27 protein-coding genes and 1 pseudogene are annotated in these 24,753 nt (G+C 66.7%); 11 read left to right on the forward strand and 17 right to left on the reverse strand.

From position 1 onward, the window contains the following. Positions 1-4 precede the first annotated feature (4 nt). A complete protein-coding gene (locus FRZ44_RS20650; protein WP_151178952.1) occupies positions 5-1,165 on the forward strand; it encodes a peptidoglycan -binding protein in 1,161 nt (386 codons plus the stop codon). A 214-nt stretch (positions 1,166-1,379) separates the two neighbouring features. Here the strand turns inward: FRZ44_RS20650 and FRZ44_RS20655 are convergent, their stop codons facing one another. After that, positions 1,380-3,212 (reverse strand): ABC transporter transmembrane domain-containing protein, encoded by a 1,833-nt coding sequence (locus tag FRZ44_RS20655; RefSeq protein ID WP_151178953.1) that lies wholly within the window; start codon positions 3,210-3,212, stop codon positions 1,380-1,382. A gap of 27 nt (positions 3,213-3,239) precedes the next feature. After that, on the reverse strand, positions 3,240-3,566 hold the full coding sequence (gene cyaY, locus FRZ44_RS20660) for an iron donor protein CyaY (protein WP_151178954.1): 327 nt from the start codon (positions 3,564-3,566) through the stop codon (positions 3,240-3,242). A gap of 227 nt (positions 3,567-3,793) precedes the next feature. Between cyaY and rpmE the strand changes: the two genes are divergently transcribed. Beyond that, positions 3,794-4,021 (forward strand): 50S ribosomal protein L31, encoded by a 228-nt coding sequence (gene rpmE / locus FRZ44_RS20665; protein WP_151178955.1) that lies wholly within the window; start codon positions 3,794-3,796, stop codon positions 4,019-4,021. Between the two features lie 79 nt (positions 4,022-4,100). On the opposite strand, the gene FRZ44_RS20670 is transcribed toward rpmE, so the two are convergent. Continuing rightward, positions 4,101-4,538: a DUF1465 family protein gene (locus FRZ44_RS20670; protein ID WP_151178956.1), complete on the reverse strand. Its 438-nt coding sequence runs from the start codon at positions 4,536-4,538 to the stop codon at positions 4,101-4,103. A 349-nt stretch (positions 4,539-4,887) separates the two neighbouring features. Between FRZ44_RS20670 and FRZ44_RS20675 the strand changes: the two genes are divergently transcribed. Next, positions 4,888-5,352, forward strand: coding sequence for an Hsp20 family protein (locus FRZ44_RS20675; RefSeq protein WP_151178957.1), 465 nt, complete (start codon positions 4,888-4,890; stop codon positions 5,350-5,352). A 228-nt stretch (positions 5,353-5,580) separates the two neighbouring features. Here FRZ44_RS20675 and FRZ44_RS20680 read toward each other — a convergent pair whose 3' ends face one another. The 3 genes from FRZ44_RS20680 to FRZ44_RS20690 form a co-directional block, all read right to left on the reverse strand. After that, positions 5,581-6,378: an alpha/beta fold hydrolase gene (locus FRZ44_RS20680; RefSeq protein WP_151178958.1), complete on the reverse strand. Its 798-nt coding sequence runs from the start codon at positions 6,376-6,378 to the stop codon at positions 5,581-5,583. A gap of 10 nt (positions 6,379-6,388) precedes the next feature. Then, positions 6,389-7,684, reverse strand: a complete 1,296-nt coding sequence (locus tag FRZ44_RS20685; protein WP_151178959.1) for an O-acetylhomoserine aminocarboxypropyltransferase — start codon at positions 7,682-7,684, stop codon at positions 6,389-6,391. 785 nt (positions 7,685-8,469) lie between these two features. Then, positions 8,470-8,655: a DUF1192 domain-containing protein gene (locus FRZ44_RS20690; RefSeq protein WP_151178960.1), complete on the reverse strand. Its 186-nt coding sequence runs from the start codon at positions 8,653-8,655 to the stop codon at positions 8,470-8,472. Between the two features lie 152 nt (positions 8,656-8,807). On the opposite strand from FRZ44_RS20690, the gene FRZ44_RS20695 reads away from it, so the two are divergent. Both FRZ44_RS20695 and FRZ44_RS20700 read left to right on the forward strand, forming a co-directional pair. Continuing rightward, entirely contained in the window at positions 8,808-9,809 is a 1,002-nt protein-coding gene (locus FRZ44_RS20695) for an NAD(P)H-quinone oxidoreductase (RefSeq protein WP_225308373.1), read from the forward strand. 282 nt (positions 9,810-10,091) lie between these two features. Next, on the forward strand, positions 10,092-10,760 hold the full coding sequence (locus FRZ44_RS20700; RefSeq protein WP_151178961.1) for a DUF1013 domain-containing protein: 669 nt from the start codon (positions 10,092-10,094) through the stop codon (positions 10,758-10,760). A 140-nt stretch (positions 10,761-10,900) separates the two neighbouring features. Here FRZ44_RS20700 and FRZ44_RS20705 read toward each other — a convergent pair whose 3' ends face one another. The 4 genes from FRZ44_RS20705 to FRZ44_RS20720 all read right to left on the reverse strand — a co-directional run bounded on the left by FRZ44_RS20705 (position 10,901) and on the right by FRZ44_RS20720 (position 14,866). After that, entirely contained in the window at positions 10,901-11,353 is a 453-nt protein-coding gene (locus tag FRZ44_RS20705; RefSeq protein WP_151178962.1) for a hemerythrin domain-containing protein, read from the reverse strand. A 222-nt stretch (positions 11,354-11,575) separates the two neighbouring features. Then, entirely contained in the window at positions 11,576-12,034 is a 459-nt protein-coding gene (locus tag FRZ44_RS20710) for a GNAT family N-acetyltransferase (protein ID WP_191908219.1), read from the reverse strand. Positions 12,035-12,087: 53 nt separating this feature from the next. Continuing rightward, positions 12,088-13,998 (reverse strand): propionyl-CoA synthetase, encoded by a 1,911-nt coding sequence (locus tag FRZ44_RS20715; protein WP_151178964.1) that lies wholly within the window; start codon positions 13,996-13,998, stop codon positions 12,088-12,090. A gap of 109 nt (positions 13,999-14,107) precedes the next feature. Further along, the gene (locus tag FRZ44_RS20720) at positions 14,108-14,866 is read right to left on the reverse strand and encodes a creatininase family protein (RefSeq protein WP_151178965.1); all 759 of its coding nucleotides are present in this window, start codon (positions 14,864-14,866) and stop codon (positions 14,108-14,110) included. A gap of 140 nt (positions 14,867-15,006) precedes the next feature. Between FRZ44_RS20720 and FRZ44_RS20725 the strand changes: the two genes are divergently transcribed. Then, positions 15,007-15,447 carry an NUDIX domain-containing protein gene (locus FRZ44_RS20725; RefSeq protein ID WP_191908220.1) on the forward strand — a complete coding sequence of 147 codons (441 nt, stop codon included), beginning with the start codon at positions 15,007-15,009 and terminating at the stop codon, positions 15,445-15,447. Positions 15,448-15,591: 144 nt separating this feature from the next. Here FRZ44_RS20725 and FRZ44_RS20730 read toward each other — a convergent pair whose 3' ends face one another. Next, a complete protein-coding gene (locus tag FRZ44_RS20730) occupies positions 15,592-15,759 on the reverse strand; it encodes a YdcH family protein (RefSeq protein ID WP_151178967.1) in 168 nt (55 codons plus the stop codon). A gap of 83 nt (positions 15,760-15,842) precedes the next feature. On the opposite strand from FRZ44_RS20730, the gene FRZ44_RS20735 reads away from it, so the two are divergent. Then, on the forward strand, positions 15,843-16,499 hold the full coding sequence (locus FRZ44_RS20735) for a UbiX family flavin prenyltransferase (protein WP_151178968.1): 657 nt from the start codon (positions 15,843-15,845) through the stop codon (positions 16,497-16,499). 325 nt (positions 16,500-16,824) lie between these two features. Here the strand turns inward: FRZ44_RS20735 and FRZ44_RS20740 are convergent, their stop codons facing one another. Together FRZ44_RS20740 and FRZ44_RS20745 are read right to left on the reverse strand one after the other, a co-directional pair. Further along, positions 16,825-17,325: a TIGR02444 family protein gene (locus FRZ44_RS20740; RefSeq protein WP_151178969.1), complete on the reverse strand. Its 501-nt coding sequence runs from the start codon at positions 17,323-17,325 to the stop codon at positions 16,825-16,827. A gap of 22 nt (positions 17,326-17,347) precedes the next feature. Then, positions 17,348-18,427 carry an ATP-dependent 6-phosphofructokinase gene (locus tag FRZ44_RS20745; RefSeq protein WP_151178970.1) on the reverse strand — a complete coding sequence of 360 codons (1,080 nt, stop codon included), beginning with the start codon at positions 18,425-18,427 and terminating at the stop codon, positions 17,348-17,350. Between the two features lie 214 nt (positions 18,428-18,641). On the opposite strand from FRZ44_RS20745, the gene FRZ44_RS20750 reads away from it, so the two are divergent. The 3 genes from FRZ44_RS20750 (at position 18,642) to FRZ44_RS20760 (ending at position 20,622) form a co-directional block, all read left to right on the forward strand. Beyond that, the gene (locus tag FRZ44_RS20750; RefSeq protein WP_151178971.1) at positions 18,642-18,842 is read left to right on the forward strand and encodes a YdcH family protein; all 201 of its coding nucleotides are present in this window, start codon (positions 18,642-18,644) and stop codon (positions 18,840-18,842) included. Between the two features lie 152 nt (positions 18,843-18,994). Further along, complete coding sequence (gene purE, locus FRZ44_RS20755; protein ID WP_151178972.1) at positions 18,995-19,504, forward strand: 5-(carboxyamino)imidazole ribonucleotide mutase; 510 nt, start codon at positions 18,995-18,997, stop codon at positions 19,502-19,504. Next, positions 19,501-20,622, forward strand: coding sequence for a 5-(carboxyamino)imidazole ribonucleotide synthase (locus FRZ44_RS20760; protein ID WP_151178973.1), 1,122 nt, complete (start codon positions 19,501-19,503; stop codon positions 20,620-20,622). The genes purE and FRZ44_RS20760 overlap by 4 nt, the downstream gene beginning before the upstream one ends. A 151-nt stretch (positions 20,623-20,773) precedes the next feature. On the opposite strand, the gene FRZ44_RS20765 is transcribed toward FRZ44_RS20760, so the two are convergent. From FRZ44_RS20765 to FRZ44_RS20780, 4 genes and pseudogenes are all read right to left on the reverse strand, one after another. Then, positions 20,774-21,121: a hypothetical protein gene (locus tag FRZ44_RS20765; protein ID WP_151178974.1), complete on the reverse strand. Its 348-nt coding sequence runs from the start codon at positions 21,119-21,121 to the stop codon at positions 20,774-20,776. A gap of 241 nt (positions 21,122-21,362) precedes the next feature. Further along, entirely contained in the window at positions 21,363-22,019 is a 657-nt protein-coding gene (locus FRZ44_RS20770) for a COQ9 family protein (RefSeq protein ID WP_151178975.1), read from the reverse strand. Positions 22,020-22,022: 3 nt separating this feature from the next. After that, positions 22,023-22,574 (reverse strand): peptide deformylase, encoded by a 552-nt coding sequence (gene def / locus FRZ44_RS20775; protein WP_151178976.1) that lies wholly within the window; start codon positions 22,572-22,574, stop codon positions 22,023-22,025. A gap of 198 nt (positions 22,575-22,772) precedes the next feature. Beyond that, positions 22,773-23,780, reverse strand: a pseudogene (locus tag FRZ44_RS20780) (IS30 family transposase); the annotation flags it as partial. A 175-nt stretch (positions 23,781-23,955) separates the two neighbouring features. Between FRZ44_RS20780 and FRZ44_RS20785 the strand changes: the two are divergent. Continuing rightward, entirely contained in the window at positions 23,956-24,588 is a 633-nt protein-coding gene (locus tag FRZ44_RS20785; RefSeq protein ID WP_151178977.1) for a glutathione S-transferase family protein, read from the forward strand. Positions 24,589-24,753 lie beyond the last annotated feature (165 nt).

Here is a 24,753-nt window from a genome sequence, read left to right on the forward strand (position 1 = left end):
CGCGATGGCCCTCGCCCGCAGCCAAAGGCGACCCTTCGAGCCCTGGCCGGCCTATGTGGACGTCCTCAGCACGCTGCTGATGGTCGTCATCTTCGTGCTGATGGTCTTCGTCATCGCGCAGTTCTTCCTGTCGGATGCGCTCTCGGGCCGGAACAAGGCGCTCGAGCAGATGAGCCAGCAGCTCTCCCAGCTCTCCGACCTGCTGGCGATGGAGCGGCAGACCACGGCCGACCTCCGCCTCAACCTGGCCGAGATTTCGACCCAGCTCCAGACCTCTGTCCAGGACCGCGATCAGCTGGCCCAACAATTGGCCTCGGTCATCGGCGAGCGCGATGCACTCAAGAGCGGCGGCGCGCAGGCGGACGAGAAGCTTGCCGACGCCTACAAGACGATCGAGGCCGACAAGCAGAAGATCGAAGCCCTGCTGGGCGACATCGCGGCGCTGCAGAGCCTGCGCGACGATCTGATGAAGAAGCTCGACGCGGGCCAGGCCGAGAGCGAGCAGAAGCTCTCCGACGCGCAGAAGCTGACCGACGACCAGCAGCGCGAGATCGAGATCATGAACCGGCAGCTGACGGCGCTGCGCCAGCAGCTCGCCCGCCTCGCGGTGGCGCTCGACGCCTCGGAAGCCAACGCACAGCAGCAGAACATCCAGATTGCCGATCTCGGCAAGAAGCTCAATGTGGCGCTCGCCGGCAAGGTCGAGGAGCTGGCGCGCTACCGCTCCGAGTTCTTCGGCAAGCTGCGCGAGGTGCTGGGCGACCGGCCGGACGTGCGCATCGTCGGCGACCGCTTCGTGTTCCAGTCGGAGGTGCTGTTCGACAGCGGCTCGGCCGAGCTCGGCGACCCGGGCCGCGAACAGCTCGCCAAGTTCGCGGCGACGCTGCTCGACATCACCGCGAAGATCCCGACCGACATCGACTGGGTGCTGCGCGTCGACGGCCATACGGACAAGCGCCCGATCAGCAATCCGCAGTTCGCCTCGAACTGGGAGCTCTCGACCGCGCGCGCCATCGCCGTGGTGAAGTTCATGATCTCGCAGGGCGTCCCGCCCGAACGCCTGGTCGCCGCCGGCTATGGCGAGTTCCAGCCGCTCGACAACGGCGACACCGACGAGGCGCTGGCCCGCAACCGCCGGATCGAGCTGAAGCTCGATCAGCGGTAGAGGCTGAGGCGGACGACCGCTATCGCGGTCGAACTTTCGTTCCCCTCCCCCTACCCCCTCCCGCAAGGGGAGGGGGCGTGAACTGACCTAAATTCGCACCTGCCGCGTCCACGCACTCAATTGTCATCCCCGCGAAAGCGGGGACCCAACTCTAAGCCTGGTGACTTGGATCAAGATGGGTCCCCGCTTTCGCGGGGATGACCATAAGTGCGCGCTACCCCTGCGCCGCTTGCGCTGCTGCCGAGACCGCGAGCGGCTGGTCGAACTGCAAGGTCGCCAAGCGCTTGTAAAGCCCGTCCGAGCGCATCAGGTCGGCGTGGCTGCCGGTGGCGACGACGCGGCCCTGGTCCAGCACCACGATGCGGTCGGCCTTGAGCACGGTGGCGAGGCGGTGCGCGATGACCAGCGTCGTGCGCCGCATCATGAGCTTTTCCAGCGCGTCCTGCACGCGCCGCTCGCTCTCGGCGTCGAGCGCGCTGGTCGCCTCGTCGAGCAGCAGCACCGCCGGATCGCGCAGGATCGCGCGCGCGATGGCGACGCGCTGGCGCTGGCCGCCGGAGAGCCGCACGCCGCGCTCGCCGAGCTCGGTGTCGAGGCCCTGCGGCAGCTGGCGCGCGAACTCCAGCACGTAAGCCGCCTCGGCCGCCGCCTCGACCTCGGTGTCGTTCGCCGTGGGCCGGCCGTAGCGGATGTTCTCGCGCATCGAGCCGGAGAAGATCACCGCCTCCTGCGGCACCAGCCCCAGCCGCGCCCGCACCGCCGCCGGATCGGCCGCGCGCAGATCGACGCCGTCGAGGCGGATCGTGCCCTCCTGCGGGTCGTAGAAGCGCAGCAGCAGCTGGAACAAGGTCGTCTTGCCGGCGCCCGAGGGCCCCACCAGCGCCACGGTCTCGCCCTTCTCGACCGTGAAGCTCACGCCGTCGAGCGCCGGGCGATCGGGCCGGCTCGAATAGAAGAAGCGCAGATTCTCGAACGCGACCGTGCCGCGCGGCGGTTCGGGCAGGGCCACGGGGTTCGCGGGCGCGCGGATCTCGGACTGGGCCTGGAGCAGCTCGGAGAGCCGCTCCATCGCGCCGGCGGCGCGCTGCAGGTCGCCATAGACCTCGCTGATCGAGCCGACCGAGCCTGCGACCACCACGGCATAGAACACGAAGGCCGAGAGCTGGCCGGCACTGATCCGTCCCGCCAGCACATCATGGCCGCCGATCCAGAGAATGATGCTGATGGCGCCGAAGACGAGGAAAATCACCAGCGCCGTCAGCCAGGCGCGTGCCCGGATATAGGTGAGCGCCGTCTGGAAGGTGGCCTCGACACGGGTCCCGAAGCGCTTGCGGTCCTCGTCCTCGTGATTGAAGGCCTGGACGATCCGGATCTCCTGCAGCACCTCGTTTGCCTCGGCGCTGATGGCGGCGATCTGGTCCTGGGTGGCGCGCGAACGCCGGCGCACCATGCGCCCGAACACGACGATCGGCAGGATCACCAGCGGCACGACCAGGAAGACCAGCCCCGTCAGCTTGGCGCTGGTGACGGCCAGCATCGCCGCCCCGCCGAGGAACATGAGGCCGTTGCGCAGCGCGACCGAGACCGACGACCCCACCACCACCTGCAGCAGCGTGGTGTCGGTGGTGAGCCGCGACAGCACCTCGCCCGCGCGCGTGGTCTCGAAATAGGTCGGGCTCAAGGTCACCACATGGTCGAACACCGCGCGGCGGACATCGGCCACGACGCGCTCGCCGACCCAGGAGACCAGCGAGTAGCGCGCATAGGTCGCGACCGCGAGCAGCGCCGTCACGCCCAGCATCAGCACCACCGCCTGGTCGAGCAGCGCCGTATTGCCGGTGCCGAAGCCGCTGTCGATCAGGCCGCGCAACCCCTGCCCCAACCCCAGCACCGTGAGCGCGCCGACGGTCAACGCCACCGACGCCGCCGCGAGCTGCAGCTTGTAGGGCTTGAGGAAGCGCGCGAGCTGCCACAGCGTGCCGAGCTTGCGGCTGCCGGGACGACCCGCATTGCGGGCGCGGGTGCTGGCGCTGTTCTGGAAGCTCATGATGCCGTCCGGTCCACGATCTGCATGTCAGCGAGGCGCCAGGTCGTGGCCGAGCTCGCGCGCCAGCAGGTCATGCAGCCGCTCGCCGCCGCGGGTCGACCGCCAATGCCCGGGGGCCGCCGGATCGGCATCGAAATGCCAGGCGCCGCTCTTGGGCGAGGACAACCAGATCTGCCGGTTCGGGCGGTGCATGTTCAGGAGATAGGTACCCCCGGCTTCGAGTTCGACCGTCAGGATGCCGCCTTCGAGATCGACCTCGGCCTCGTCGTCGAGGGCCTCCTCCAGGGCCGCCATCAATTGCTGGAGCGTCTTCTCGGCGGCGCGCTCGAAACTGGTCTCGTCCATGGGCGGCATTGGCACTCCCGGGAGGTCTCACCCGGGCTGATCGGCGAGGTTCCGGGCGCTCCTGATTAGGCTTACGCGGGGCCCTTGGCAAGGCGTCGTCCGGTCACGGGGCCGTGAGCCAAGCCCCTGAAGGAGCATGGGATTTTTGGCCGCAGGGCGGCTTTTGCGCAGAACTGTTGCGTTCCGCCCGGGGCTTGGCCTATAAGCCTCCCCTCTCGCGACGGAGCGCCAGGATCATGAAGAAAGACATTCATCCCGATTATCACGAGATCAACATCGTGATGACCGATGGGACCGCCTACAAGACCCGGTCGACCTACGGCAAGCCCGGCGACACGCTGCGGCTCGACATCGACCCGAAGTCGCACCCGGCCTGGACCGGCGTCCATCGCCTGATGGACAGCGGCGGCCAGCTCGCGAAGTTCAAGAAGCGCTTCTCCGGCATCGGCCTGAAGAACAGCTGATCGCCGAGCATCCGCGAACGGATTTCCGGGGCGCCCCTCATAAGGGCGCCCTGTTGCTTTTGGGGGCCCGCGTCGAAGGCTAGTGGCGCGCCGCGGGGATGGCAGGTGCCCGCGCCATGTCGGCGGCCAGATCGTCGAGCCGCGCGATGCGGTGATAGAGGCTGAGGCTGCGCTCGAGCAGCGTCTGCAGCCGCTGCGGCAGTCCCAGTTCGCTCCAGGGTCCCTCGATCTCGCAGATGCTGCGCCCGCCCAGCCGGTGCTCGGGCCTGGTCGCGTCGTCGCGGCTGAGCTCGCCGGCATGGACCGCCTTCTGCACCAGGAGCCAGGCGATGATCTGGGTCAGGCGCGCGGTGAGGCGCATGGATTCGCAGCTCGTCACCAGTTCCACCGCGGCGCGGCTCGGGCTCGCCGGCTGCCATTGGCGCTCGGCGAAATAATCGCGGGCTTCGCGGATGAGGGCCATCGCCTCGTCATAGGTGCGGTCGAAGAAGGCGACGGGGGTCGGGCTGTTCGTCATCGAAGGCGTTCTTCCTGATCTTCCGTCGAGCGAATCTGCCGGTCCCCATGGAGGGGCGCCCGCGCGGGGGACCCTCGCCACCTGCGGGCTGGCAAACCGCCAGCCTGCCCCGCTGGAATTAAGAAACTCTTTGGCCCGGCTTGCAAGCCGAAAGCACTAAGACCGAGTCGCGGAAAAACCCGGTTTTCAAGGGGTTTCCCGCCCCTTGCGGGGGTCATTTTCCCTCCCCATATCGTGGTCTGTCGGGCGCCGATGATCGGGTCCGACAGACGACCGTAACGGCCGAGGGTCGACTCTTCAGAGTGATCTTCGGGATCGGAACCCATATGGCTCAAAGGAGAATATGGCCATGCGTACCTTCGATTTTTCCCCGCTCTATCGTTCCACTGTCGGCTTCGACAGCGTGACCCGTCTGCTCGAATCGGCGCTGCGTGCCGATGAGGGCCAGAACAGCTACCCGCCCTACAACATCGAGAAAACCGGTGAGAACGCCTACCGCATCACCATGGCGGTGGCGGGCTTCAGCGAGAGCGACATCACCATCACGGCCCAGGACAACAGCCTGGTCGTGACCGGCAAGATCGCGAAGACCGAGGAGGAGAAGAAGTTCCTCCATCGCGGCATCGCCGGCCGGGCCTTCGAGCGGCGTTTCGAACTCGCGGAACATATCCGCGTCTCCGGCGCCAGCCTCGTCAACGGCCTGCTCCATGTCGATCTCGTGAAGGAAGTGCCGGAGGCGAAGAAGCCCCGCACCGTGAAGATCGAGACCGTCGCGCCGAAGCAGGCGACCGTGCTCGAGAACCAGGCGGCCTGACGCCGTCTCGATAACAGACGCAGCTGAATGACGGAGAGCCGGACGAGACATCGTCCGGCTCTTTTTTCTCAATTGTCATCCCCGCGAAAGCGGGGACCCAACTCTCAACCGACGCCGCTGGATCGACATGGGCCCCCGCTTTCGCGGGGGTGACAATTGAGAGCGGGAATGACAGCGAGAGCAGGCGGAAGATCACGACGACGACAGAGTTGCTGCGCAGCACCGCTTCTACCCGATCACCGTCCGCATCGCCGCGATCGTCTCGTTCGCGCGCTCGGTGATCATCATATGCCCGGTCTCCGGCAGCACGATCTGCTTGGCCTGCGGCATCGCCTCCTTCAGCGGGATCGCGGCCTTGATGGGCGTCATGCGGTCGTCCGAGCCCAGCACGAGCAAGGTCGGGCAGCGCACCTTGGCCGCCGCCACGGCCGCGCCCTGATAGGCGTCGCAGGCGGCGAGGTCGTTGGCGAGCGCGCCCTTGGGCCCGCGTTCCAGCACGCGCACGCCGCCGCCGAGCGTCCAGAGGCCCGGTGCGCGCTGGCCGCCGATGCTGCCGACCGGGCCATGGGCCCAGGACACGATCATGTCGATGGCGCGATGATCGCCGGCGCGCGCGGCCGCCAGCAGGTCGGGATGGACCGGCATGCGCGCCGCGGCCCCCAGCAGTACCAGTGTGGCGACGCGGTCGGGCGCCTTGCCAGCGGCCTCCAGTGCGATCAGCGCGCCCATGCTGTGGCCGGCAAGCGCGAGTTGGGTGAGCCGCGCCTCGTCCGCCAGCGCCAGCACCCAGTCGGCCATGGCGGGAATGGAGGGAAGCGGCGGGCCTTCGCTGCCGCCATGGCCCGGGAGATCGGGCACCAGCACGGCGCGGCCATGATTGGCGAAATAGCGCGCGATCGTGCTCCAGACGCTGTGATCCATGCCGGCGCCGTGGATGAGGATCAGGCCCGGCTTCGCGGGATCGAATTCGTAGCCGCCGGTCGAAGCCTCGACCTTGCGGCCCGCCACCTTGAACTGGATTGCCATGGTTCCTGCCTCAGCCCTTCTGCGAGGCGCGAAGCGCCTGGGCGATATCGGCCACGATGTCCTCGGGATCCTCGAGCCCGACCGAGAGCCGGATCATGTCTTCGCCGACGCCGGCCTTCTGCAAGGCTTCGGCATCCATCTGGCGATGGGTGGTCGAGGCCGGATGCAGGATGAGGGTCTTGGCATCGCCGACATTGGCGAGATGCGAGGCGAGGTTGAGCGCCTCGATGAAGCGCCGGCCGGCCTCGCGCCCGCCCTTGACGCCGAAGCTGACCATCGAGCCCGCCCCTTTCGGGAAGAGCCGCATGGCGAGCGCGTGGTCCGGATGATCGGGCAGCCCCGGATAATTGATCCAGGCGACGGCCGGATTGGCCTTCAGCGCCGCCACCACCTTTTCGGCATTCGAGACATGGCGCGCCATGCGCAGCGGCAGGGTCTCGATGCCCTGCAGGATATAGAAGGCGTTGGCGGGGCTCATCGAGGCGCCGAAATCGCGCAAGCCCTCGAGCCGGGCGCGCAGGATGAAGGCCGCCGGCCCGAACTCCTCGGCGAAATCGACGCCGTGATAGCCCGCATAGGGCTCGGTCAGGGTCGGGAACTTGCCCGACTTCTCCCAGTCGAACTTGCCGCTGTCGACCAGGAGGCCGCCGATCGCGAGGCCGTGGCCGCCCAGCCATTTGGTCGCCGAATGCAGCAGCAGATCGACCCCATGCTCGAACGGGCGGTTGAGATAGGGCGTCGAGAAGGTGGAATCGATCAGCAGCGGCAGGCCCGCCGCATGCGCGATGTCGGCGACCTTCTCGAGATCGAGCAGCTCGAGGCCGGGATTGCCGATGGTCTCGCCGAAGACGAGCCGCGTCTCGGGCCGGATCGCGGCGCGGAAGCCGTCGATGTCCCGCGGTTTCACGAAGGTGGTCTCGATGCCGAAGCGCGGCAGCGTGAGCTTCAGCAGATTGACGCTGCCGCCATAGAGCGAGGCCGAGGCGACGATATGGCCACCCGATCCCATGAGCGTGGTGATCGCCATCACGAAGGCCGCATGGCCGCTCGCGGACGCGACCGCACCGACACCGCCCTCGAGCGCCGCGATGCGCTCCTCGAGCACGGCCACCGTCGGGTTGGAGATGCGTGAATAGATGTGGCCGGTCTGCTCGAGATTGAACAGCGACGCCGCGTGATCGACATTCTCGAACACATAGGAGGTCGTCTGATAGATCGGCACGGCGCGCGCGCCGGTGACGGGATCGGGCCGCTGGCCCGCATGCAGGCTGAGGCTGTCGAACTTGAGCGATTTCGGATCGGCCATGGCATCGATGCTTTCGAGGAACAGCGCTCGCGAGAGATCACGAGCCTTCGCGCCTTCTCACCATAGACACGGAGCGACGGCAAGCGCGAGAGAGCTATCGCGTCGGGCTGCAGACCGGCAATCGAGGAAAATTTTCGCGAAGCGTCGGTGGCGAAACGGTGCCCGGAAAGAAGAAGGCCGCTCGATTCCTGTTCGGAACCGGCGGCCTATTTTTTTATCTGAGCCTCAACCTGTCTAACTTGCTTCAGCGCCGGGAACGTTAGGTGGCAGAAGGCCGCATCGTCAAGCCGAGATTGTGGTTGACTTGCAACGACCCGTTTGATTCACCCGCGATGCGCGCAGCGGCTCATTGACATTTGTTGGACGTCGAACGATTGGCCCCGGCGCGTTTACGAAATGTCCTACGCGGCCGCTCGGGATGTGGTGTTTTTCCGGCCACAGGATGCAGGAACGCCACAGTCTCCGGTCGCGATATCGCTGCAGCGACGCGCGTGCGAAGGCTGCGTCGCGGGGGGAGAATATATTTTTATGCAGCGGCACCAAACCCGGACAAAAAAGAGCCGCCGAGCGATGCCGGGCGGCTCAAGTCAGACAGGGAGGCGCAAACATGGATCCGAAGGACCCAAGAGAGAGGCTCGCTGAACGAACCCGTCTGACGCGAATCATTACCGAGAGTCCTTGAGGATTCGTTAACGCAACGATCAAAAATAAAGCATTTTATATCAATGAATTAATTCCAAAAAGGCCCCGTTTTGGTCGGTTCTTGCTGTCACGGGCGGGCCGCTTCAGGGTTTCTTGAAGAAAGCCGCCGCGGCGCCGAGGTGGCTGCGCTTGGCGGCGATCTTGGCCTCGACGCGGCGGATCTCGCCCTTGAGCTCGTCGATATAGCCTTCGAGCTCGGCGACCGAGAGCGGTTCGAGATCGCGCAGCTTCGGGGCTGCCTTGCGGGGTTCCAGCTCTTCGGGATCCATCGCGTCCTCCGCGGGGCGGCTTGCGCTCGTTTCCGGCGCCAGTGTAGATGACGACACTCTAATCGACCCACCGCCCGACGCAGAAGCCCCGCGGGGTCACCCCCGCGGATGCGAGCCGCGCCGCGCCCCCACTAGCCATCCCGAGGCCCCTCATGACCGTCGCGCTGCCCGCCGAGATGACCGCCATTGCCATTCCGACGCCAGGCGGGCCCGAAGCCCTGGTGCCGCAGCGCCGGTCGATGCCGAAGCCGGGCGTGGGCGAGCTGTTAATCAAGGTTGCCGCCGCCGGGGTGAACCGGCCCGATGTGCTGCAGCGCCAGGGCAATTACGCGCCGCCGCCCGGCGCCACCGACATCCCGGGGCTCGAGATCGCGGGCGAGGTGGTGGCGAGCGGCGGCGAGGCCGGCCCCTGGAAGATCGGCGACAAGCTCTGCGCGCTCGTTGCCGGCGGCGGCTATGCCGAGTATTGCGCGGTGCCGGCGCCGCAATGCCTGCCGGTCCCGCGCGGGCTGGATCTGATCCAGGCGGCGGCCATTCCCGAAACCTTCTTCACCGTCTGGACCAATGTGTTCGAGCGCGGCGCCCTCAAGCCCGGCGAGGTGTTCCTCGTCCATGGCGGCAGCAGCGGCATCGGCACCACCGCGATCCAACTGGCAGCCCAATTGGGCTCGCGCGTGATCGCGACCGCGGGCGGCGCCGACAAGGCCGCGGCCTGCCGCTCCCTGGGCGCCGAACGCGCCGTCGATTACCGCGCCGAGGACTTCGTCGCGGCGGCGATGGAGATGACCGAGGGCAGGGGCGTCAATGTCATCCTCGACATGGTCGGCGGCGATTATTTCGCGCGGAACCTGAAATGCCTGGCGATGGAGGGCCGCATCGTCCAGATCGCCTTCCTCAAAGGCAGCAAAGTCGAGCTCGACCTCGCGCCCCTGATGATGAAGCGCCAGACCCTGACCGGCTCGACGCTGCGGCCGCGCTCGGTCGCCGAGAAGGGCGCCATCGCCAACGCTCTGAAAGACCGGGTCTGGCCGCTGATCGAGGCCGGCCGCGTCCAGCCGATCCTCTACAAGACCTTCCCGCTGGCGGAGGCCGCGGCGGCCCACCGGCTGATGGAATCGAGCGCCCATATCGGCAAGATCGTGCTGACGGTCTGAACCGGCGCGAAAGTCCGTCGTCCGAGCCCTATGTGCTTGGGCTGTCAGGATTTTTCGGAATCGGCCGGATCCGGGAAGGCCGCCGCAATTTCCTATGGCGGCGGCGGGCCTCAAATGCTATTCCCGCCCGGTCCGGACCGCTTGGGCGGCCGGCGCCGCGATCCCATATAAGTCGAACCGGCTCGCGGCCGTCTTCCCGGGTATTCCCCGCGGAGGGCGGCGCCCCTTGAGCCGCATCCGATTTTACCGCCGGTCCACCGTTGGATTTCGAGGAGAGATGAAATGGCCCGTCTGCTGATGCCCAAGGCAACCGCCGTATGGCTGGTGGAGAACACCGCGCTGAGCTTCGAGCAGATCGCCGAGTTCTGCAGCCTGCATCCGCTCGAGGTCCAGGGCATCGCGGATGGCGAGGTCGCGATCGGCATTGTCGGGCTCGACCCCGTCGCCAACGGCCAGGTCACGATGGACGAGATCGAGCGCGCGCAGAAGGATCCGACGCTGCATCTGAAGCTGCTGCGCCAGAACATCCCGCAGCCGCTGCCGCGCACCAAGGGCCCGCGCTACACGCCGGTCTCCAAGCGCCAGGACAAGCCCGATGCGGTGGCCTGGCTGGTTCGCCATCACCCCGAGCTGGGCGATGCCGCGATCGCGCGCCTGATCGGCACCACCAAGAGCACGATCGCGGCGGTGCGCGACCGCACCCACTGGAACTCGTCGAACCTGAAGCCGCGCGATCCGGTGCTGCTCGGGCTCTGCACCCAGACCGACCTGAACGCCGCCGTCGCCCGCGCGCGCAAGGCGCTCGGCAAGCCGCCCGAAGGCGACACGCCGCCGGCGCCCGTGCCGGAGACACCGGCCGAGCCCACGACCGAGACCAAGGACCGCTCGATGCTCGGCGGCTTCGACATCGCCGCCTTCATGCAGAAGTCGGGCGGCTCGTCGGGATCGTAAACCCGCCTCGCTGGCTACCGCTTCACTGTGATCCCCGGGCGCGATCCGGGGACACAGTCATTGCGACTGCGCGACGAAGCTGACCCCCGATGTCCGTGTCAAGCGCGAGCAAGGCAGCGGAGGGCGAGGCGCCGGGTCCGTCAGGCCGCCGCCAGCTTGGCTTTGAGATAGCGGCCGACCAGCAGCGCCGTCGGGTAGGAGACCTGCTCCTCTGCCTGAGCGTGCAGGATCAGCTTCTCGGCAAACTGCGCGACATCCGGCTTGTTCTCGGCCCTCGCGGCATCGACGAGATGTCCCAATGCCGCGACGATCGCCTTGTGCTCGGCCAACATCCCGGGCAACTCGACTTCGAGCCTGTCGGTCATCTTGAGCGCTGCAGCCATTCCTTTCTCGACCTTGCCTTGAGACAGCGGCACCAAAAGACCGAGGGGAGGCAAAGCGTATTCCTCCTCCTTCACGAAGTGAGGATGCAGGACTTTTGCAACCGCCTTGGCAGCCTCTCCCGTCTGGCCTCCCGCCTTGGTGGCCTTCGCCAGTTCTGCATGCAGTTCTTCATGCTCGATTTTGAGAGGGCGAGGAATCTCGAACGTCATCGAAGCCTCCTGATGGGACATGAGGAACGCGCCAACGACCCGCGTCGGCGTGAAAGTCCATTCCAAACTGCCGACACTGACAGTTAAGTGAAAGTTTGCAATCTGTTCACGGCAAAGGCATTGATCTGGCGCAAACGCCGCCGAAGTCGACCGGGAGCGACCCTGGAAACGCGCAGCGGAATCCAGACGGCCGAGAAGCGTCGAAGAGCGGCGGCCTGATGCTCAATCGAGCGAGCGGATCATCACATAGTAGGTCGGGTGATCCATGCCCGGATGGGCGCGGGCCGCGATGGGCGCGAAGCCCATGCTTTCAAAGAACGCAATGTTGTCAGGCAGCAGAATGCGCACATTGAGCGTCACTTGGCGGACGCGCGCGCCTTGCGCCGCGGCGATGACCGAGCCGACCAGGGCGCGCGCGATACCGCGACGCCGCCAGCCTGGCCTGACCGCGAGCCGGCCGAGATAGAAACCCTCGCCTTCCGGATGCCAGAGCACGGAGCCGACCAGAAGACCGCCGGCCTCCGCGACGCTGCCCGCCCCTTTTACCAGCGCCGCCGCGATGCCGGGGCCCGTCTCCGACAAGGCGCCGGGCCGGGGCTGGAGCTTTCCGTCATAGGACGCGAAGGCCTCGTGCAGCAGCGCTGCGATCGCGTCGCCATCCGCAGGCACCGCAGCGCGCAAGCGAAAGCCAGGGTCAGGCCGAAGCTCAGCGGCGGAACCCGTCATCGGCCCGTTCAGCCCTTGCTCTGACCCTTGCCGTAGCCCACGCCCTGCAGCGCTTCGCCGATCTCCGGCAGGATCGCCGGATCGTCGATGGTGGCGGGCGTCTTGTATTCCTCGCCATCGGCGATCTTCTGCATGGTGCCGCGCAGGATTTTCCCCGAGCGCGTCTTGGGCAGGCGCTTCACCACGGCCGCGGTCCTGAAGGCCGCGACCGGGCCGATGCGCTCGCGCACCAGCGCTACGGCTTCGTCGACGATCTGATGCGCGTCGCGCGACACGCCGGCCTTGAGCACGAGGAAGCCCAGCGGCACCTGCCCCTTGAGCTCGTCATGGGCGCCGATGACGGCGCATTCGGCCACGTCGGGATGAGCCGCCAGCACCTCCTCCATGGCGCCGGTCGAGAGCCGGTGCCCCGCGACGTTGATCACATCGTCGGTGCGCGCCATCACATAGACATAGCCGTCCGCGTCGATGAAGCCGGCATCGCCGGTGTTGTAATAGCCGGGATAGGCGCGCAGGTAGGAATCGAAGAAGCGCTGCTCGGCGTTCCACAAGGTCGGGAAGGTGCCCGGCGGCAGCGGCAGCTTGCAGACGAGCGCCCCGATATCGCCGTGCTTGACCTCTTGGCCCTCGGCATTCAGCACCCGCACGTCCCAGCCCGGCACCGCCTTGGTCGGCGAGCCATGCTTGACCGGGAACTGCTCGATGCCCATGCAGTTCGAGACGATCGGCCAGCCCGTCTCGGTCTGCCACCAGTGATCGATGACCGGCACCTTGAGATGGGCCTCGGCCCATTCGAGCGTCGCCGGATCGGACCGCTCGCCCGCGAGGAAGAGGGTGCGGAAGCTGCGCATGTCGTAGTTGCGCAGGAGCTTCGCGTCGGGATCGTCGCGCTTGATCGCGCGAAAGGCCGTGGGTGCGGTGAAGAGCGCCGAGACCTTGTGCTGCTGGATCACGCGCCAATAGGCGCCGGCGTCGGGCGTGCCGACCGGCTTGCCCTCATACAGTACCGTGGTGCAGCCCTGCAGCAGCGGCGCATAGACGATGTAGGAATGACCGACCACCCAGCCCACATCGGAGGCCGCCCACCACACCTCGCCCGGCTCGATGCCGTAGATGTTCTTCATGCTCCATTGCAGCGCCACCGCATGGCCGCCATTGTCGCGCACCACGCCCTTGGGCTGGCCGGTGGTGCCGGAGGTGTAGAGTACATAGAGCGGATCGGTCGCGGCCACGGGCACGCAGGCCGCCGGCCTGGCGGCGGCGGCCGCTTCTTCCCAATCGAGATCGCGGCCGGGCTTCATCTCGGCCCTGGCCTGCGGGCGCTGCAGGATGATGCAGCGCTCCGGCTTGAACTGGGCGAGATCGATCGCGGCGTCGAGCAGGGGCTTGTAAGGCAGGACGCGGCCGGGCTCGAGACCGCAGGAGGCCGAGACCACGATCCTGGGTTTGGCGTCGTTGAGCCGCGTCGCCAGCTCCGCCGGCGCGAAGCCGCCGAACACCACCGAATGAATCGCGCCGAGGCGTGCGCAGGCGAGCATCGCGATCGCGGCCTCGGGCACCATCGGCATATAGAGGATGACGCGATCGCCCTCGACGACGCCCTGGCCTGCGAGCACGCCGGCGAAGCGCGCCACCAGATCGGTCAGCTCCGCATAGGTGAAGCTGCGCGTCTCGCCGGTCATGGCGCTGTCATAGATCAGCGCCGCCTGCTGGCCCCGTCCCGCCGCGACATGGCGGTCGAGGCAGTTGTAGCAGGTGTTGAGCACGCCGCCGGCAAACCAGCGATAGAAGGGCGGGCGGCTGTCGTCGAGCAGCTTGTCCCAGCGCTTCTCCCAATGAATGGTGCCCGCGGCCTCGCTCCAGAATCCCTCCGGATCCTCGAGCGAGCGGCGATGGATGTCTGCGTAACGGCTAGCCATGACGTCCCCCGGTTCTTCTTTTCGGGCGCTCATTGCTCGATCGGGCCCGTCGATGCGCCGACTCTGCCCAATCGCCCCGTCCGGGTAAAGCCGCGCGGGTTCCCCGCCCTCAGGCGTCCTTCAGCCAGCTTTCATACTCGGCCGCCATGCCGGCGATCGCGGCCTCGAGGATGCGCTGGCCCGCCTCGACCGAGGAAAGGCCGGGGTTGGAGCCGATGCGGCCATCGGGAAACTTGCGGCGATAGTCGGCCGCGTCGGCGAAATCGCCCGAGGGCGCGATCTCCGGATCGAGCGTCATCGGCTTTGCGGCCTCGGGATAGGCGGCCCAGGTCATCGACACTTCCGAGGGCGTGGCATGGCTGCCCTCGGCGCGGCCATAGAGCTCGCGCGACAGCGCGCCGACCTGTTTCGCTTCCCACCAGTTCTTCAGGCGGCAGCGGATCGCCGGCATGTTGGCGGCAGCGCCGCTCGCGGGCGCCAGGCTGGCGCCGGCATAGATCTCGGAGAAGGCCGCGGTCAGCGTCGCGATATTGCCGCCATGGCCGTTGAGGAAGAAGAAGCGTCGGAAGCCATGGACGGCCAGGGATTCCACCATGTCGCGCACGACGGCGATGAGGGTCGAGGGCCGCAGGGTCATGGAGCCCGGAAAGCCCAGATGATGCTGCGCCATGCCGACCGAGATGGTGGGCGCCACCATCGCCCCGGTGCGGTCGCCCACGCCCTTGGCCACTTCCTCGGCGCAGATCGCATCGGTCCCGACGAGGCCGTTGGGACCGTGCTGCTCGGTCGAGCCGATCGGCATGATGATGCCCTGGCTGCGGGTCAGATAGGATTCGACCTCGGGCCAGGTGGCGAGCTGAAGCTGCATGAAAGCGGCACTCCTTCGATTTGATGCGGCCCGGCTTTGACGCGATGCGGGGCCGGCGGCATGATGCGGGAGCGCCGGCCCGCGGGGCAAGGCGCATCGATTCCTTGCCAGCCCCTCCTCGATCCCAGGCAGTTTCCTCCATGGCCAATATCGGCGTCTTCGCCACGATCCTGGACGCGGCGGGCCATCTGCTGCTGGTGCGCCAGAACTATGCCGGTCGCGTCTGGTCGCAACCGGGCGGGCGGGTCGAGCCGAAGGAATCGCCGCTCGAGGCCTTGCATCGCGAGGTGCGCGAAGAGACCGGCCATCGCATCCAGGTCGAGCGTTTCGTCGGCGCCTATTCGCGCACCTATGACGACGATCTGGTGCTGGCCTTCATCGGGCACTCGATCGGCAGCGAACCCTGGGCGCCCGACGGCGAGATTTCGGCGATCGGATTCTTCGCGCCCGATCGCCTGCCCGAGCCGATGAACCTGCGCACGCGCATCCGGATCGCGGACGCGCTCGCCGGCCGCTCGGGGCTGGTGCGCGTCTTTGACGCGCCGGAAAACCAGCAGGCGAGCTTTCCCGAGGGCGCCTGAGGAAACGCGCGGAGACAGCGGGCGCAAGACCGCCGGGCGCGATCCTTCTCACGATGGGGTGCAAGGATACGAGTGAAACCTTGCCGCCTGCAGCCCAAGTCAGGCAGCGGACGAAATCCGGCTCAGACGAGCGTCAGTGCGTCGTCAGTGAGGAGCCAAATGATTGATTTCGTCTTTGATTTTGAGCTTTTGCCGCTTAAGTTCGGTGATCCGGATATCGTCCGGATGCGGCCGGGACTCTTCTTCGGCGATCAGTTTATCGAGGTCGGAATGCTTCGTCTTGAGTGCTTCGACATGTTCCATTGCGGACATGCGAGTACCTCCTTTCCGGGTTCCGAGGCCGATCAACGAAACAATGCTAACGCCGCCCCGAGGCGGTTGTAAACGAGATCGGCATGGTACGGCGAAACCCCAAGGAATCCGCGGCAGAGAGCCCTGCGACCCGGCTGATCGTCGGCATGAGCGGGGCGTCGGGCGCCATCCTCGGGATTCGCCTGCTGCAGGCGCTGCGACCCCTGCCGGTTGAGGTCCATCTGGTGATCTCGCGCGCGGCCGAGCTCACCATCGCCTACGAGACCGATTTGAAGGTGACGGAGGTGCGGGCGCTGGCCGATGCGACGCACGGCATCCACGAAATGGCGGCGCCGATTTCGAGCGGCTCCTTCCCGACGCTGGGCATGGTGATCGCGCCCTGCTCGATCAAGACCATGTCGGAGATCGCGACCGGCGTGACCTCGTCGCTGCTGACGCGCGCCGCCGACGTGACCTTGAAGGAACGCCGCCGCCTCGTGCTCATGCTGCGCGAGACGCCGCTCCATACCGGCCATCTGCGCAACCTGACGGCCCTCTCCGAAATGGGTGCCATCATCGCGCCGCCGGTGCCGGCCTTTTATGCGAGACCCAGGACGATCGAGGAGATGGTCGATCACAGCGTCGGCCGCGTCTGCGATCTCTTCGGCCTCGACACCGGCGCCGTCAAACGCTGGCAAGGCCCGCCGCTGAGCCCGCGCTCGCGGAAAGCGCGCGGCCGCGGGGAGAGCGAAGAGGATTGAGGCGGACGAGGACTGAGGCCGGTCAGAAGAAGACAGAAGATTAAGATAACTGTTCCCTCCCCCTTTTCAGGGGGAGGGTTAGGGAGGGGGACGGCGAGATCGGCGTCTTCCCCCTCCCTAGCCCTCCCCCGCAAGACGCAGGACTGTCCGGGGAACGGACTCAAGGGATTCAAACGACTCATTTTTATTGTTCTAAGTCTCGCACGCCCACGGATCACGTCTAATCCATATGCGCCAACACTTTGATACGATTCATGAAAACTTTCCCCGGACACTCCTGCGCAAGACGGGGGAGGGAACAAGATGTGTCTCTATCTTCCAACCCTCACCCAAAACACGCCCTGATCAGCGTCTCCACCGCCGCCTGATCCTCCGTGCCCGGCGGCTTCGCCAGGCGCGCGAGATAGCGGTCGATGTGATGACGCGCCGCGGCGGCGGCGTTCCCGGCGGCCTTCGCTTCCGGCAGCAGGGCGGCCAAGGCATTCTGCGCCAGTTCCTCGCCAGCGATCTCGGCTTCCAGCACGCGCTTGCGCAAGGCCATGCCCGCATCGGTCGGGACCGGCGCCACGCCCTGCTTCAGGCGGTTCCGCACCGCGCGCAGCGGTTCCACCACCTGCTCGCGCCAGAGCTGGATCGTGGCTTCCGCCCTGGCGATGTCGGCGTCGCCCAAGGCGCGACCCTCGGCGGCCGCCCAGCAGCCATAGAGCAGCAGATTGACGTCGGCGCCGAGCCGGTCCTGCAGGCCGATCACCGCCGGTGAAAGGCCGGGCTTGCCGTAATGCGCCAGGCTGAATTCCCAGAACCCGCGTTTTGCATCGCCGCTCATGATCGTTTTTCGAACTCCATTGCTAATCCCCGAATGAAATACCGAGCCCGCGGGCCGTGTGCACCAGCGTGCCTTTCGGATCGACCACCTGGCTGTGCTCGGTCGCCTCGAGGATCGACACGTCGATCACGCGCCGGTTCTGCCAGGCCACCATGCGGTCGAACTTGCCGGCCTCGATCAGGTCCACGGCATGCACGCCGAAGGCCTGCGCGATGATCCGGTCGCGGGCGTCGGGCGGGCCGCCGCGCTGCAGATGACCCAGCACCGTAACGCGGGTCTCGGCTCCGGTCATCGCCGCGAGCCTTTCGCTGACATAGTGACCGATGCCGCCATAGGTGGCCTTGCCGCCGACATGGATCCGCGTGACCGGCTCGCCGCTCTCGGTCGGCACCGCTTCCGCCACCACCACCAGCGCGAAATTCCGGCCTTGCCGCTTGATGTCGTCGATCTTCGCCGCCACGCGCTCCATGCGATAGGAAATCTCGGGAATGAGAATCACGTCGGCGCCCCCGGCGATGCCGGCAGAGAGGGCGATATGGCCGGCGTCGCGCCCCATCACCTCCAGCACCATCACGCGGTCATGGCTGGCGGCCGTCGGCTGCAGCCGATCCAGCGCTTCGGTCGCCACCTGTACGGCGGTGTCATGTCCGACCGAGATCTCGGTCAGCCCGAGATCGTTGTCGATGGTCTTCGGGATGCCGACCAGATTGAGGCCGCCCTGCTGGGCGAGCCGGCGCAGGATCTTGAAGGAGCCGTCGCCGCCGATGCCGATGACGGCGTCGAGGCCGAGCTGGCGATAGCCCTCGATCACCTCCTCGGACCGGTCCACGCTATGCCCGTCCGCCATCGGAAAGGCGAAGGGATCGCCGCGGTTGGTGGTGCCGAGCACCGTCCCGCCCTGGCGCAGCAGCACCGTCGTCATGGTGTAGGGGTCGAGCCGCTCGGCCGATACCGGCCGCGCCATCAGCCCCGCCGTGCCCTGATGCAGCCCGATCACCTCCCAGCCCTTGTTGCTGGTCGCATGGAGGACAACGGCCCGCAGGACGGCGTTCAGCCCGGCGCAATCGCCGCCGCTGGTGAGAATTCCGATTCGCTTGGTCATGCGCGAGGCGTCTCCCTGATGGGCGTCATGGAATCCCGATGGGCCGCAAGGCCGAGTCTGGGAACGCAATCTTGGTTAATCAGTGTCGGGGCTGGCTGTGATCTGTACAAGGCGTGGCGACCGACAAGGGAGAATCGACTCGGGCCGGACGCATAGTATCCGGGGTCGGGCTCGACTATACTCCCGGCCATCCCGCCTGCACCGGAGAGCCTGGATGTTGGGGCAAGAGGATTTGCGCCGCCGGCTCGAAGAGCTGCGCAGCGAGCATCGCGATCTGGACGACGTGATCGCCCAGCTGCAGATGACGGCACCTTTCAACCAGCTGCAGGTGCAGCGGTTGAAGAAGCGCAAGCTTGCGCTCAAGGACCAGATCATCAAGCTGGAGAGCCAGCTGCTGCCCGACATCATCGCCTAGAACGACCGGACTCTCCGGTCAAAACGCCAGGAATCCCGCGCGGTTCCGCGCCTTGCCACCCCACCCCTCCCCCCTATAATGTCGCGCTCCCGCCGGGGCGGGGCCCGGTTGGGATCAAGGGGCCGGGATCTGGGGAGCGAGGCGAAGCGCGCATGGCCAAGACGGCACCGTCGGTCGGCATCATCATGGGAAGCCAGAGCGACTGGGATACCATGCGCCACGCCGCCAGCACGCTGGACGAGCTGGGCGTGCCGCACGAGGTCCGGATCGTCTCGGCCCATCGCACGCCCAAGCGCCTCTACAGCTATGCCCAGAGCGCAAAGAAACGCGGCCTGAAGGCGATCATCGCGGGCGCCGGCGGGGCAGCCCACCTGCCCGGCATGACGGCGTCCATGACCACCTTGCCGGTTCTGGGCGTCCCGGTGGAGAGCCAGGCACTCAAGGGGCTCGACAGCCTGCTCTCGATCGTCCAGATGCCGGCGGGCGTCCCGGTGGGCACGCTCGCCATCGGCAAGGCCGGCGCCATCAATGCCGCCCTCCTGGCCGCCGCGGTGGTGGCGCTGGCGGACAAGCGACTCGACAAGCGGCTGGAGGCCTGGCGCGAGGCGCGCACGGCCGCAGTCGCCGAAAAGCCCATCATGGACGCGCCGAGCCCTCGATGAGCAGCAGCCACGCCGCGAAGGGCGCCACCGCTTCGGCCGACAAGGGCCAAGTGATCGCGCCGGGATCGACCGTCGGCATCCTCGGCGGCGGCCAGCTCGGGCGCATGGCGGCGATGGCCGCGGCCCGGCTCGGCTTCAAGACCCATATCTATTGCCCGCCCGGCGACAACCCGGCGACCTATGTCTCGAACGCCGCGACGATCGCGCCCTACGAGGACGAGGCGGCCCTCGCGCGCTTCGCCGCGGCGGTCGATGTCGTCACCTTCGAGTTCGAGAATGTGCCGAGCCGCACCGCCGAGGCCCTGGCCCGGCTGAAGCCGACGCGCCCCGCACCGCGCGTGCTCCATATCTGCCAGGAGCGGCTGCGCGAGAAAGACTTCCTCGCCGCCATCAAGGTGCCGACCACGCGCTATATGGAAGTGGCGCGGGCCGAGAGCCTGGAGCGCGCGCTGCGCGAGATCGGCCATCCCGCGATCCTGAAATCGGCGCAGTTCGGCTATGACGGCAAGGGCCAGGTGCGGATCGACGCCGACAGCAGGCCCGAGGACGCCTGGGCCAAGATGGGGGCCTCGATCGGCATCCTCGAGGCCTTCGTCGATTTCCGGCTGGAGATCTCGGTCATCGTCGCCCGCGCGCTCGACGGCAATGTCGTCGCCTATGAGCCGGTCGAGAACCAGCATCGCCATCACATCCTCGACACCACGATCGTGCCGGCGCGCGTGACGCCCACCGTCGCCATGCGCGCGGAAGCGATCGGCCGGCATATCGCCGAGGAGCTGGGGCTGATCGGATTGCTCGCGGTCGAGATGTTCGTGACCAACGATGGCGAGGTGCTGGTCAACGAGCTGGCGCCGCGCCCGCATAATTCGGGCCACTGGTCGATCGATGGCTGCATCACCAGCCAGTTCGAGCAGTTCATCCGCGCCGTCTGCGGCCTGTCGCTGGGCTCGGTCGAGCGCCATTCGGACGCGGTGATGAAGAACCTCCTGGGAGACGACGTGCTGGCCTGGAAAGAGATCCTCGCCGAGCCCGGCGCCAAGCTCCATCTCTACGGCAAAGCCGAACCCCGCCCCGGCCGCAAGATGGGCCATGTGACCCGGCTCACGCCGAAGCGGTAAGGGGAAGAATCCAAGGCCGAAGAACCGAAAAACTCACGCCCCCTCCCCTTGCGGGAGGGGGTAGGGGGAGGGGTGCTGCCGCAGGATATCAGCCGCCTCTCGACTTAGACTCGTCATTTCATTCTCTGCGCGCGTTGGCAGGTATCGACTATCATGAAGGCTCCGGATCGTACCAACCCACCTCAATCTCGTTGTCTCGATATCGGAATTCGGCTCGCTTGACGATTGGGCTCTGTGGATCGGCACGCAGTCGATCACCGATCAGTCGTCTCAGCTCCGCAGAGCGCTGATCCCTGAGAGGGAAGGCGGGGTGAGTCTCCAATCCCACTTTTCCTTGCTTAAAGTCCGCTTCCCACCCTTGCCAGATTTCCCAGTCTTCTAGGATCAACGCAAGAAGGGCCGACTCTACCTCTGATAACCGGAAGAGACCTGAATAGTCGTCCTGGGTTTCGCTGAATTCAGACTCGTAGATATGCGGCTTTCCCTGGTAGTCGGCCACGCCCAGCCGAGGGCCATCCCAGAACCCGTTTACAGTGTAGACTCGTTCCCAATGCATCGACGCTGCGTCCGCCCTGCCGTTAGCGACGCAAGGGAGTTTAGATGACGTGTGAGTAGCCGCGATAAACCCATCCCGAGATTTTTCTTGGGATTTTCAACTCTACGAGGGGTCTGCAAAATCGCGGCCGCGGCACCCCTCCCCCTACCCCCTCCCGCAGGGGGAGGGGGCGAGAGATTCTTTGCTACGCTGCGTTGCCGCGCCTCAAGCGCCGCAGAATCCGCGCCGGGTCGGGCAGCTTCTCGAACAGCTTCTTCGCGCGGCCGATCTGTTGCGGGATCTTCATCACGTCGGCGATGCGCCGGTCGAGGAAGGTCCAGCTCTCGCGGCAGCCCTCCGACTTGTCGTCGAGCCAGTAGAGCGCGGTGCTGCTGACGACGCCCGCGAGCAGCGCGCGCTTGGTGTAGAAGTTGTAGTCCGTGGAGCGGTCGCCGATGCCGTGCCAGATCGCATCGACCGTGCGATAGAGCAGCTTGGCCGCGCGCGGCGCTTCCTGCGGCTGGGCGAGGAAGCCCAGCAGGCGGCGGACCGCCTCGCGATCGGCGTTCCAGGGCTCGAGCCGCAGCCGCACGGCGAGCGCGACGCGCTCGCGGATCTTGAGCGAAGCCAGGTCGCGCTTGGCCAGCGCCTCCAGCATCTGCCGGTCGGCCTCCTCGTGGAAGAGCGCCGCCAGCTCCGTCATGCCGCCCGGCACCAGCAGCAGCGCCTTGGGGAGATCGAGCCCGAGATCGGCGGCCCCGGCCTTGAGCGCGGCCGGGCTCCAGCCGTCGAAGGGCACATGGCGCAGCACGGTTCGCAGCAGCGCCACATAGACATCGCGATTGGCGTCAGCGGGTTTCATGGCTTAATCCTCGCCCGGTGTGCCGGTGGCCTGGATCGGCGGCGCGCCATGCTTCATCTCCTCGACGAAGGAGAGCAGCGACAGGTCGGTCATGCGCTGCGGATAGAGCGTGCCGTCGAGATGGTCGCATTCATGCTGCACCACGCGGGCATGGAAGTCGCGCGCCTCGCGCTCGATCGTCTCGCCCGAGAGCCCGAGCCCGCGATAGCGGATATGGCGCCAGCGCGGCACGGCGCCGGTGAGGCCCGGTACCGAGAGGCAGCCCTCCCAGCCCAGCGCCTTCTCCTCATCGAGCGGCTCGATGACCGGATTGATCAGGCAGGTCATCGGCACGGGCCCGCCCTCGCCCGCGCGGTGGGGCGGCACTTCGAAGATGACGACGCGCAAGGGGACATGGACCTGGGGCGCCGCGAGCCCGACGCCGCCGGCATCGGCCAGCGTCTCCAGCATGTCGGCGACGAGCCGGCTGATCTCGGGAGCGGTCGGATCCGCCACCGGATCGGCCGGGCGGCGCAGGACGGGATGCCCCATGCGGGCGATCTTGAGAATGGCCATGGCCCTAATATGGGGGATCGAGTGGGATCGCGGAAGATCAGCGACTTTTCACCTCCCCCCTTGAGGGGGAGGCTGGGGTGAGGGGTGGATGCAGGGCTCGGTCAGCAACGGCTGGAGTTGATGTCGGCTGCGTGACGACTTCACGACACTGGCCGTTTGGCGCTCATTGCGTCCTACGATCACCCCCCACCCTAACCTCCCCCTCAAGGGGGAGGGGATGGATTCACACTCCAAGTGCAACACTTGGCTGCAGAAGATTTCAGCGGGGCTGTGCCAGTCAAGGCATTTGCGCGGGGTGTTGTTGTAGGCGCGGACCAGATTTGAGAGTTGGCGTGTGGTGAGGGTGTCGAGGTTGGTTTTTCTGGGGATGTTGCGGCGCAATCGCCCGATGGCGTTTTCGACGCCCCCTTTCTGCCAGGGAGCATAGGGGTCGCAGAAGAAGGTCTGGATATCGAGGCGGTGGAGCTCGTAGTGACGGGCGAACTCGGTGCCATTGTCGAAGGTGATGGTCTGGCGCAGGGATTGGGGCAGAGGCCCGAGCAAGCTGGCGATAGCGTCGGCGATCGGCTCGGCATGCTTGCCGTTGGACCGGCCGACGATGAGCAGGCGGGAGGATCGCTCATGCAAGGCGAGGAGGGCCTGGCCGTAGCGGGTGAACATCATGAGATCGGCTTCCCAGTTGCCGGCGACCGAACGGTCCCCGACGGCGGCGGGTCTTTCTGCAATGGAAACACGATCTTGGATGTGCAGGGCCGAGCTGCCGCCCTTGCGGCCGCGGCGGCCGCGTTTGCTCTTGGCGCGGGGCAGGTAATGGCGCCAGCGATAGTCCTTGTGGCGGGTGATCTGGGCCTGGATGAAGCGGTAGATGCTCTCCGGGCTGATGACGTGCCGGCCCTGCTGGCGTTCGAGCCAGCCGCAGACCTGCTCGGGCGACCAGCCTTTCTTCAGGCCGTCGAGGACTTGCCGGCGCAACTTGGCGTCACGTTCCAGACGCGAGCCTCGCCAGCGCCGGGCCCGGGTCTGCTGCTGGGCGTAGACGGCCCGATAGCCGATCTGACGGCCGGTGTTTCGCTTCAGCTCCCGAGAAATCGTCGATGCTGGGCGATCCAGAGCTGCAGCGATCTGGCGGATCGAGTGGTCTTTGGCCTGAAGGCTGGCAAGGATGGCGCGCTCTTCGGCCGAGAGCTGAGTGTATTTTGTTCCCATGGCAACACCCTAATCTGGTGTTGCACTTCGTTTGAAAATTCAGCGGGGTCTGAGTTTCGAGATTTTCGGACGTGGGCGCTCGAACTGGCATCCGCAAGAACCGGATGTTTTTCGGCAGACGCCTTGCCTAGGGTCTAAGTGCTTCCTGTCGCCACAGCAGCCGAGAGCTCGTGCCATGCTCCGCCTCTACGACTACCTTCCCTCGCAGAATGGCTGGAAAGTGCGCCAGCTCCTGGCCCATCTCGATCTCCCCTATGAGCACCGGATGGTCGAGATCTTCCAGGGCGCGCAGCACAAGCCCGAGTTCCAGGCGCTCAATCCCGGCGGGACCGTGCCGGTGCTGGAGGTCGAGCCCGGCCGCGCCATCGCCGAATCGAACGCCATCCTCTGCTATCTGGCGGAGGGCACGACCTATCTGCCGGAGGGCCGCTTCGACCGGGCCAAGGTGATGCAGTGGCTGTTCTTCGAGCAGAACTATGTCGAGCCGGTGATCGGCAGCCTGCGCTACTGGACCCTGACCGGGAAGCTCGAGCGCAACGCGGCGGGCGTGCCCGCCCGGCGCCAGCGCGGGATCCGCTCGCTCGAGGCCCTCGATCGCCATCTGGCGAGCCGCGACTTCCTCGCCGGCCGCTATTCGATCGCCGATATCGCCGTCTATGCCTATGGCGCCTGGGCCGAGGAAGGCGGGTTCGATCTGGGGCCCTTTGCCGCCTTCCGGGCCTGGAAGGCGCGAGTCGCCGGGCTCCCGGGCCATCTGGCGACCCGCTATGATTATTCAATCGACCCCGACGCCAGCCGCGACCTCTAGGGGCAGCGCGGCGGCCCGACCGCAACCTGTTGTTATTCAATCGATTCCAGGCGGGTCGGGCGCGGCGGCGGACTGTGCCAAAACGCGCTAAGGCCTTGCGCGATAAGGGTTCACACCCACCGGAAACTCTGTTATACACCCGCCCCTCAGCTGGTTCGCATCCGA

The sequence above is a fragment of the Hypericibacter terrae genome, from assembly GCF_008728855.1.
Classification (GTDB): Bacteria; Pseudomonadota; Alphaproteobacteria; order Dongiales; family Dongiaceae; genus Hypericibacter; species Hypericibacter terrae.